The sequence below is a fragment of the Salinisphaera dokdonensis CL-ES53 genome (assembly GCF_040361215.1).
In the GTDB taxonomy this organism is placed as follows: domain Bacteria; phylum Pseudomonadota; class Gammaproteobacteria; order Nevskiales; family Salinisphaeraceae; genus Salinisphaera; species Salinisphaera dokdonensis.
Window position 1 is genome coordinate 1 of sequence record NZ_APND01000011.1, and the last position, 5,763, is coordinate 5,763.

Sequence of the window (5,763 nt, forward strand, 5' to 3'; positions counted from 1 at the left end):
TGCCCCTGCCTCAACGGCGCGGATGGCAGCCGCGAACGCGCCGCTGCCACTGCCAACGATCGCGATATGGCGGTTTTCGTCTTCTCCCGCGACCCGTGAAGACTGGGCAAGCGAAGATTCGTCGTCCCAGTTGCGGGCATCGTAGCCTTGGGCCTGTACCGCTTCGATCAGCGTGGTTTCATCTGTGCCGTCATCCAATTGGACTTCGGCACGGCGCTCGGCATAGGACACCACAGCGCTTGCGCTAGGAAGTGCATTGAGCGCGTCCTCGACCCTTTGGGCGCAGTGCGCGCAGGTCATGCCGTGAATAGCGAGTATGCGTTTCATTTCGGTTCCGGATCGGTCGGGTTTAGCAGGCCATTTTCTTACGCCGATAAACGGCGTAGATCGTCAGCCCCAGGAAAAAGGCCAGCGCGGGCAGCAGCACATAGTCCAAATAGCCCACCAGCGCAGAAAGACCGACGACGCCGAACAGGATCACCAGCACCGGCGTGAAACAGCACAGCGCCGCGATGACGGTGCCTGCAATGCCCACACTGAACAGCTTTTTATTGCGGCCCATGTGGTGTTACTCCGTTGGCTCGGACGGATAGCCAGCGCGGGTCGTGGCCGCGGTTAAGTCCGAGACCGAAGCAATCTTCGGATCGAAGGCGACCGTGGCGGTCTTGGACTCGTAGTCCACGCGCACCGTGTCGACGCCGTCGACCTGCTGGAGCGCCTTGCGCACCACAAAGGGACAGGTCGCGCAGGTCATATGACCCACCGCAAGCGTTACGGTCCTTTCAGCCGCCGCAAAAGCGCCTTGTATCCAGACCGTGCCCACCAGCAGCATGGTGGCCACTAGAATCATGCGTTGTTTTCGAACCATGACGATCGTTCCTTAGAGAAAAGCCGGCGCGTACCAGGGAAAGGTGAGCAGTGCCGTGACGAGTAATGCGAGCAGCCAGAAGATGAGGCGCTGACGGCGCTTGACCGCGGGTCGTGCGCACGCTGTATCGGAATCGCAACTCGGCTCGCGGCGATACAGCCGCCAACCGGCAAAAATCAGCAGCGCCAGCGTAATGACGACGAATATCGGCCGATACGGTTCCAGTGCAGTGAGCGAACTCATCCAAGCGCCGCCGACACCAATCGATATCAACAACACCGGCGCTACACAGCACAGGGAAGCCCCGACCGCGGCGAGTACGGCGCCGATCTGGGCCCAGGTGGTGCGACCGGTCGCGGTCGTGGGGTCGTTCATGAAAAGGCTCCGTGCCGGTTCGATAATCGGACGAAGCGCAGCTTAAACGCGGTACTCAGGTACCGTGTCAAGGGCTGGCTGAGTTATTTCAGTCGCGGCGGGACAGCGTCTCGATCAGCGGACAATGATTGGACACTTGCGCGTTCCGGCAGCGATCGATCAGCCCATCCAGCGTGTCTTGCATTGCGGCCAGATCGGCGATGCGGGCTGCCACCAGCGCGCGCTGATTTTCCGCAACGCGGCGTACGTCATCGCAATGACCGTCACCCAAAATCAGCAAGTCGCCGATTTCGTCAAGGCTGAACCCCAAGCCCTGCGCGCGCTTGATGAAACGAATGCGGTCAACGGTCGCGCGCGGATAGCGACGGTAGCCAGTGGACGGTTTGGGCGGCTGATCGATCAATCCGCGTCGCTGGTAATAGCGCACAGTTTGCAGATTTACGCCGGCGGCCGCCGCGAGTTTTCCGATCGTTAGTCCAGTCTCAGCCATGTCGTTTCAGGTTCAATTTGCCACGCGTAAATACGGTAGCAACAAGACATACTCGATGCGCCGTCACCAGCGCCTATCCAGTCGCGGGCGGTGCAAGTTCAAACCGGGCCGAGTCGGTGCTGGTAAATCTTGGTGGAGGCTCATGCTTGCCTGTAGTGGGTGACCGATACGGTTTGAACCATTGGCGACTGTATCCACTGAATGAGCAAATCCTGTCGAGCGTCGCCGCCGAGCACCTGTTTCGCTGGGCATCAAACCACATCGAATTAAGGGTGCCTGATACGACTGCCCGTCAAGTCATTTTTGAAAGGCTTGGCGTGGGTGCCGATCGCTGACTGGGATGGTCCACTTTAGGTCGATAGCCGGCCTCGCGCGATTAGCTATTCCGAGTTCCCTAACCGACGTGCCCCGGTAGAGAGTGCTTGAAAAACGTCTTGAGACGCTTTTATCGGCCGCCGAGAAACGCCGCCGAGTGCCACTCTGCCGGATGTAGGTTAGCGCCTGCGCCGTACCGGCGGCGCCTCTGTGCAAAAGAACGGCTCCACCCAAGTCGCCGAGCGACAATACAAACTAGAAAAGAATCGATCTGATGAAAACGTGATTGTCTTTTCCGCCGTTCATCGACTTTGTTTGGGTCAAAACACGAAACGGGAAAATCGTACGTTAAGCAGCGACGCGCGCCCGCAGCCTATCGGTAACGTTATTCATTGGCCGCTAAAGCTTCGATGATGCGGCAATTCTGGATTCGACCACCGCGGCAGGCATGAATCATATCCTCCAACGACATTTCCAACGCCTGCAAGGCCGTAAGCTTCTTACGCACGGCTTCGAGATGCTCTTTAGCGAGTCGAGCGACGTCTTCACAGGAGGCATCACTCTGATCGGCTTGCGTCAGCAGCATGCGTACATTGTCTTGGCTGAAGCCCAGTTCCCGGCAGTGCTTGATGAACATGAGCCGTTCGACATGTGAAGGGCGGTAGTGGCGCTGGCCGCCCTCGCTACGGCCTGCTTCCGGTAGCAGGCCTACGTCGCCATAGTAACGAATCGTGGCTACACCTACGCCCGTGTGTCGGGCGAGATCGCCAATCCGTAGATCGGATTGCGTCATAACCTTCTCGCGCTTGAAGCTCTAGTAGCTCGAGGACTTAGTGTGTGGCTGTTGCAGCACGCTGGCAACTAAAGCGTAGGAATATCCTTTGTGCAACCGAGCTTCGATCAACCGCATGTCGGCGCACAACGTCTCAGCACTCCCAATCATGCTCGTGGTCTATGGTCTGGCGTTGCTCGCTGGCGCCGCTTTGCCGCTCGCTTTCGCGCCGTTAGGTTGGTATTGGCTGGCCGTGCTGTCGCCGGCGGTTCTATTCCTGTTGGCCGTGCGCCTACCAAAACGTGCTGCGCTGTGTGCAAGCTACTTCTTCGGGTTGGGTTACTTCGGTGTAGGCGTTTCATGGGTGTTTATCAGCATCGATCGCTATGGCAGCGGACCCGTAGCAGCCATGCTCGTCACGGTAGGCTTTGTAGCCCTCTTGGCCTTGTTCCCGTGGTCAGTGGTATTTCTCGTGCGCACCTTATCCGCCCGGATGAATGGCGTTGCTCTATGGTTTGGTTTGCCAGCGGCATGGGTACTGAGCGAATGGGTCCGGCTCTGGTTCCTGACCGGTTTTCCTTGGCTTTTTTTAGGTTACAGCCAGATCGGCACGCCGCTTGCCGCGATCGCACCCGTATTTGGCGTGCTGGGCGTGAGCTTTGTGGTGACCGTTATGGCGGGGGGCCTTGCGTGGATGATTCTTCGTTTGAGCTTGCGGCGCCTGGGAATCACAAGCGGCGCACTGGTGGCGCTATTGCTTGGCATTTCATTGCTTGATCGTGAATGGACCGAGCCGGTAGTAGCCAAGCCACTGTCCATTGCGCTTGTGCAGGGGAATGTGGAACAAGACAGGAAATGGGAGTCAGGAGCGCTGGCGTTCACTTTGAGGCGCTATAGGGCACTGACACAGCCATACGCTGGAACGGACCTTATAGTCTGGCCGGAAACCGCCGTGCCGGCGTGGTTCGATCAAACCTCTGAATATCTAGACCGACTTCAAGTACGCCTCGGCGAGCGCGGATCGACCCTTATGCTGGGTATCCCCATGCGTACACGCCAGGGCGAAGCATACAATTCTGCAGTGAGCCTGGCTCGCCCAAGTCAGTTCTATTACAAACGGCATCTGGTGCCCTTCGGTGAATACGTCCCACTGCGTCGATTTGTGGGCCCATGGTTGAATATTCTGGGCGCACCGCTTGAAGACTTCAGGGCAGGCCAGCAGCCACAACTACTATATGCCTCCGGCATGCCCATCGGCGCATTGATTTGCTTTGATGTGGTGTTCGGCGCTGAAGTCACTGACCTGCTCCCAACCGCGCAGTTGTTGGTCAATCTGAGTAACGACGCGTGGTTCGGAGACTCCCTAGGGCCGCATCAACACCTGCAAATTACCCAAATGCGCGCCGTTGAAACTGGGCGCCCGCTTGTCCGATCCACCAATACCGGGCTCACGGCGGTAATCGATCACAACGGTCAACTGCTGGCGCGCGCGCCTCAGTTCGAGCCGACTGTTTTGCAGGCAGAGGTCACCCCGCGTACGGGGACCACGCCCTACGTCCGCTGGCAGGACAAACCGGTGCTGGCTGTCGTCGGGATCGCACTGGTCGTGCTCGTTGGGGTAGGAAAAAGAGACAAACGAAATTCAGTCTCGCTGAGTGCTTGACCCTTTAGTCGCTAGAGGTTTTATCGTCGTCTTATATCCAACAGAGTTTGGCGCATGATTGCGCTGGTGGAGGGAACACGGGATGGCCGATTGCGGCTGTGAATTCGAGGCCAAAGACCAGGCCCAACAAAAGGCGCTCTACTGGCTGTTGGCGATCAACGGCGTCATGTTTCTAGCTGAGTTCGGGATTGGTTTGCTAGGCGGCTCGACCGCCTTGATCGCCGACTCGCTCGACAACTTCGCTGATGCGGCCGTTTATTCTGCGGGGCTGTATGCGGTGGGGCGCGCCGCCCATCACAAGGCGCGCGCCGCTTCCATCGGCGGCGTCGTGCAAATACTGCTCGCGCTGTTCGCCGTGGGTGAGGTGGTTCGGCGAACCCTGATGGGCAGCAATCCCGAGCCCAGCTACATGATGCTGATGGGCGCGGCGGCACTCGTGGCAAACACAACCTGTTTGCTTATCATCGCCCGCCACCGACAAGGCGATGTGCACATGCGCGCGAGCTGGATATTTTCGGCCAACGATGTAATCGCCAATATCGGCGTCATTGTCGGTGGCGCGCTGGTCTACTACTTCGACACGCGGTACCCCGATCTCATTATCGGTTTGGTCGTTGGTTTTATCGTGTTACGCGGCGGTATCCGCATCCTGAAGGACGCGCGCCAAACGCGAGACGAGCTTCAGGAATCACCGTCCTCGGAAAGCACTTGAACATGGCGATATCTTCGCGCGGTGCAAACAGGAAGCATAGCTTGTGTCTGCGGGGGTGACGATAGGGGAGGACACGCTGAAAAGTTCTAGCCCGGCCGACAGGCTGCGTTGGTTGGGATTATCCCTCGTGATGCTGCTTCTGGATCAAGCAACCAAGTACGCGGCCGGCACCTATCTCGCCTATGGTGAGCGCAGAGCCGTCACAGAGTTTTTTAGCTGGATCCATCTACACAATACAGGTGCCGCATTCAGCTTTCTGGCCGATGCGGGTGGTTGGCAGCGGGGATTCCTGATCGGTGTAGCCATTGTCATATCGGTCATGCTGCTGGGCTGGCTGTGGAGCGGGGTGGCTTCGAAAGGTCAAGGAATAGCATTCAGTGCGATTTTAGGCGGTGCACTGGGCAACTTGATGGATCGCCTGCTACGCGGCCATGTGGTCGACTTTCTCGATTTCCACTACGCACAGTACCACTGGCCCGCATTCAACCTGGCCGATGTCTGGATTACAACGGGAGCCGCATTACTGATCTGGGCGCATAGAAAATACGGCAACTGAGCGTATCGGCCG

The 5,763-nt window shown here is 58.2% G+C and carries 9 protein-coding genes; 3 read left to right on the plus strand and 6 right to left on the minus strand.

Annotated features, from left to right (window positions below):
* From SADO_RS17130 to SADO_RS17155, 6 genes are all read right to left on the minus strand, one after another.
* Positions 1 to 327, minus strand: a 327-nt coding sequence (locus SADO_RS17130) for a cation transporter (RefSeq protein WP_353113644.1), incomplete at its 3' end; no start/stop codon positions are given.
* Positions 328 to 349: 22 nt separating this feature from the next.
* On the minus strand, positions 350 to 562 hold the full coding sequence (merF, locus tag SADO_RS17135) for a mercury resistance system transport protein MerF (protein ID WP_209064980.1): 213 nt from the start codon (positions 560 to 562) through the stop codon (positions 350 to 352).
* A 6-nt stretch (positions 563 to 568) separates the two neighbouring features.
* Entirely contained in the window at positions 569 to 868 is a 300-nt protein-coding gene (locus SADO_RS17140; protein ID WP_348767511.1) for a cation transporter, read from the minus strand.
* 12 nt (positions 869 to 880) lie between these two features.
* The gene (locus tag SADO_RS17145; RefSeq protein ID WP_209064978.1) at positions 881 to 1,243 is read right to left on the minus strand and encodes a mercuric transporter MerT family protein; all 363 of its coding nucleotides are present in this window, start codon (positions 1,241 to 1,243) and stop codon (positions 881 to 883) included.
* A gap of 88 nt (positions 1,244 to 1,331) precedes the next feature.
* On the minus strand, positions 1,332 to 1,733 hold the full coding sequence (gene merR / locus SADO_RS17150; RefSeq protein WP_209064976.1) for a mercury resistance transcriptional regulator MerR: 402 nt from the start codon (positions 1,731 to 1,733) through the stop codon (positions 1,332 to 1,334).
* A 700-nt stretch (positions 1,734 to 2,433) separates the two neighbouring features.
* Positions 2,434 to 2,841, minus strand: a complete 408-nt coding sequence (locus SADO_RS17155; RefSeq protein ID WP_353113647.1) for a MerR family transcriptional regulator — start codon at positions 2,839 to 2,841, stop codon at positions 2,434 to 2,436.
* A gap of 148 nt (positions 2,842 to 2,989) precedes the next feature.
* On the opposite strand from SADO_RS17155, the gene lnt reads away from it, so the two are divergent.
* The 3 genes from lnt (at position 2,990) to lspA (ending at position 5,751) form a co-directional block, all read left to right on the plus strand.
* Complete coding sequence (gene lnt, locus SADO_RS17160) at positions 2,990 to 4,483, plus strand: apolipoprotein N-acyltransferase (RefSeq protein WP_353113649.1); 1,494 nt, start codon at positions 2,990 to 2,992, stop codon at positions 4,481 to 4,483.
* Between the two features lie 82 nt (positions 4,484 to 4,565).
* On the plus strand, positions 4,566 to 5,195 hold the full coding sequence (locus SADO_RS17165) for a cation diffusion facilitator family transporter (protein ID WP_209064972.1): 630 nt from the start codon (positions 4,566 to 4,568) through the stop codon (positions 5,193 to 5,195).
* A 76-nt stretch (positions 5,196 to 5,271) separates the two neighbouring features.
* A complete protein-coding gene (gene lspA, locus SADO_RS17170; RefSeq protein WP_353113652.1) occupies positions 5,272 to 5,751 on the plus strand; it encodes a signal peptidase II in 480 nt (159 codons plus the stop codon).
* The last annotated feature ends 12 nt before the right edge of the window (positions 5,752 to 5,763 follow it).

Excerpts from the sequence above, each read along its gene's own strand:
- merF (WP_209064980.1), bottom strand. The coding sequence starts at position 562 with ATGGGCCGCAATAAAAAGCTGTTCAGTGTGGGCATTGCAGGCACCGTC.
- SADO_RS17140 (WP_348767511.1), bottom strand. The coding sequence starts at position 868 with ATGGTTCGAAAACAACGCATGATTCTAGTGGCCACCATGCTGCTGGTG.
- SADO_RS17145 (WP_209064978.1), bottom strand. The coding sequence starts at position 1,243 with ATGAACGACCCCACGACCGCGACCGGTCGCACCACCTGGGCCCAGATC.
- merR (WP_209064976.1), bottom strand. The coding sequence starts at position 1,733 with ATGGCTGAGACTGGACTAACGATCGGAAAACTCGCGGCGGCCGCCGGC.
- SADO_RS17155 (WP_353113647.1), bottom strand. The coding sequence starts at position 2,841 with ATGACGCAATCCGATCTACGGATTGGCGATCTCGCCCGACACACGGGC.
- lnt (WP_353113649.1), top strand. The coding sequence starts at position 2,990 with ATGCTCGTGGTCTATGGTCTGGCGTTGCTCGCTGGCGCCGCTTTGCCG.
- SADO_RS17165 (WP_209064972.1), top strand. The coding sequence starts at position 4,566 with ATGGCCGATTGCGGCTGTGAATTCGAGGCCAAAGACCAGGCCCAACAA.